The organism is Albidovulum sp. (assembly GCF_049646345.1).
In the GTDB taxonomy this organism is placed as follows: domain Bacteria; phylum Pseudomonadota; class Alphaproteobacteria; order Rhodobacterales; family Rhodobacteraceae; genus Albidovulum.
This window is the reverse complement of record NZ_JBARVQ010000289.1, coordinates 1-2,458: the sequence shown is the minus strand read 5'-3', so window position 1 is coordinate 2,458 and position 2,458 is coordinate 1. Positions and strand designations below refer to the sequence as shown.

Below are 2,458 nucleotides of genomic sequence, written 5' to 3'. Positions count from 1 at the left end.
CCGGGGGGGCGGGTCGGCGCAGCCCGGCATTGCCGCCGGGCGGGGCTCCAGTTCGATGACCCACGTTTTATCTGCTCTCGATATCCGCGCCGAGATCGGCAGCGGGCACCTTCGCCACATAGGCCAGCAACGCCTCGACCTCTTCCAGCGTCACTTCGACCGGGACAATGGGCGGCGGGTGCGCGGGATCGAAAGGCGGGCTGATCCCCTCCACCAGCAGGAACGACGGGTGCGGGTTCAGAACATAGAAGGCAGTGAATCGCTCGGACCAGTCCGGCAGGGCTTTCAGCGCAGAAAAGGACGGTGTGGACCCAAGCGTCATGCCGGTCATCTCCGGCGCGATACGGTGACAGCGGGCGCAATGCGCCTCGGCCACCTCGCGGCCGAGGACGGCATCGCCCTCGATCTTGGTCACGGTTTTCACCACCACCTCAGGCGGCGGACCGAAAGGCAGCCCCTTGTCCGGCGCGAAAGCCGCGACGGTGTTCTGCCCGATCCCGGAGGCCAGCCAGTCGGCGAAACGCCGGGCGGCCGCGTTGTCACTTTCCAGCACCAGAGCGTAAAGCGTATCGCCCCGCGCCATCACAGGCGGGGCATCGCCAGCCACGACCAGACGCGCATCGGCACCATCCGCGACAACCACGGCCCGTCGTCCGGTCTTGAGTGCGAAGCGCGGCAGGATATAGTCGGCAAGGCCACTCGTCGCGATATCCTCGGCGAGGAACAGCCGGAACTCACGCACCTCCTCTCCCCGCAGGGGAAGCGAGGTGACAAGCAGGAACATAAGGGCGATCCAACTCCGCATCGCGCATGCCTTTCCACTAAAAGGCTAGAAGCGTCATGGGGGGCGGGTCAACCACCAAGGAAAGGCAGGACCGATGGATGACGAATTCAACATGTCGATGCGCAAGTTCCTGAAACAGGTTGGCGTGACCTCGCAGCAGGCCATCGAAAAGGCGGTGCGCGAGGCGGGCGACAAGGCGGCGGGCAGGACATTGTCGGCAAAGGTGGTGTTGACCATCGACGGGCTCGACATGGAACATGTCGTCACCGGCAAGATCACGAGCCCCGACGCATGAGCCTGACGCGCGAGGCGGTGCTTGACACCCTGAAAGGCGTCGCCAATCCGATGGGCGGCGGCGATATCGTCAGCGCGGGGCTGGTGCGTGCGCTGACGGTCGACGGGGCAAGCGTCCGCTTCGTGCTGGAGATCGATCCGGCCCGCGCGACACGCATGGAACCGGCCCGGGCCGAGGCCGAGGAGAAATTGCGGGCCCTGCCGGGGGTCGAAGCCGTTTCGGTGGTGATGACCGCCCACAGCGCCCCTGCCGCCCCGCCCGATCTGAAGCTGGGCGGCAAACCCAAGCCACAGGGACCGGAAAAGATACCGGGTGTCGACCGGATCATCGCCATCGCGTCGGGTAAGGGTGGCGTGGGCAAATCCACCGTCGCTGCCAATCTCGCCGCCGCACTCGCCGCCGAGGGCAAGCGCGTGGGGCTTCTCGATGCCGATGTCTACGGGCCATCGCAGCCCCGGATGCTGGGCGTCTCGGGTCGTCCCGCCTCGCCCGATGGCAAGACCATCCTGCCGCTCAGGAACCACGGCGTCACGCTGATGTCGCTGGGCCTGATGACGCGCGAGGATGAGGCGGTCGTCTGGCGCGGGCCGATGCTGATGGGGGCCTTGCAGCAGATGCTGTTTCAGGTCCAGTGGGGCGCCCTGGATGTGCTGCTGGTCGACCTGCCGCCCGGCACCGGTGACGTGCAGATGACGCTTTGCCAGAAGGCCGAGGTCGCGGGCGCGATCATCGTTTCCACCCCGCAGGACGTGGCCCTTCTCGATGCGCGCAAGGGCATCGACATGTTCGCCAAGATGGACACGCCGATCCTGGGCCTGATCGAGAACATGGCCGTCCATGTCTGTTCCCAATGCGGGCATGAGGAACATATCTTCGGCCATGGCGGGGTCCGGGCCGAGGCCGAAAAGCTGGGCGCACCACTTCTGGCCGAGGTCCCGCTGCATCTCGATATCCGGGTAGCTGCCGATGGCGGCGCGCCCATCGTGGTGTCGAAGCCGAATACGCCGCAGGCCCGCGCCTTCCGCGATCTGGCAAAGCGACTGATCGGGGACGGCACGATATGAGCCAGGTCCCGGTCTTTCCACCGCTGATGACCGGGCTTGCCGCCGGGCCCGCCAATCCCTTCACCATCGCCTGCGATCAGGCCGAACGCGGCACCGAAGCCGGGCTGATCGCCTGGTCGGTCTCACCCGAGCGGCTGCGGGCGGCAATCGTGCTGGCGCCAGAAACTCCGCTGGAACCTGCCATGGCGGGCTTCATCGCCTGCGGGGTCGGGTTGCAGAACGCGCTCGGTGCGCTGGTGCCCCCTGACACCGCCGTGCATCTCGACTGCTCGGGTGGCGTCCGCCTGAATGGTGCCCATGCGGGCGCGCTGAGGG

At 66.8% G+C, this 2,458-nt stretch carries 4 protein-coding genes; 3 read left to right on the top strand and 1 reads right to left on the bottom strand.

Going from position 1 to position 2,458, the window contains the following annotated elements:
- Positions 1-67: 67 nt before the first annotated feature.
- On the bottom strand, positions 68-805 hold the full coding sequence (locus WBB85_RS07250) for a c-type cytochrome (RefSeq protein ID WP_432637954.1): 738 nt from the start codon (positions 803-805) through the stop codon (positions 68-70).
- Positions 806-878: 73 nt separating this feature from the next.
- Here WBB85_RS07250 and WBB85_RS07245 point away from each other — a divergent pair, with 73 nt between their 5' ends.
- From WBB85_RS07245 to WBB85_RS07235, 3 genes are all read left to right on the top strand, one after another.
- Positions 879-1,079 (top strand): DUF6494 family protein, encoded by a 201-nt coding sequence (locus WBB85_RS07245; protein WP_432637953.1) that lies wholly within the window; start codon positions 879-881, stop codon positions 1,077-1,079.
- Entirely contained in the window at positions 1,076-2,143 is a 1,068-nt protein-coding gene (locus WBB85_RS07240) for an Mrp/NBP35 family ATP-binding protein (RefSeq protein WP_432637952.1), read from the top strand. The genes WBB85_RS07245 and WBB85_RS07240 overlap by 4 nt, the downstream gene beginning before the upstream one ends.
- Positions 2,140-2,458 (top strand): biotin/lipoate--protein ligase family protein (locus WBB85_RS07235; protein WP_432637951.1); only part of this gene is annotated, 319 nt, incomplete at its 3' end. The genes WBB85_RS07240 and WBB85_RS07235, both read left to right, overlap by 4 nt.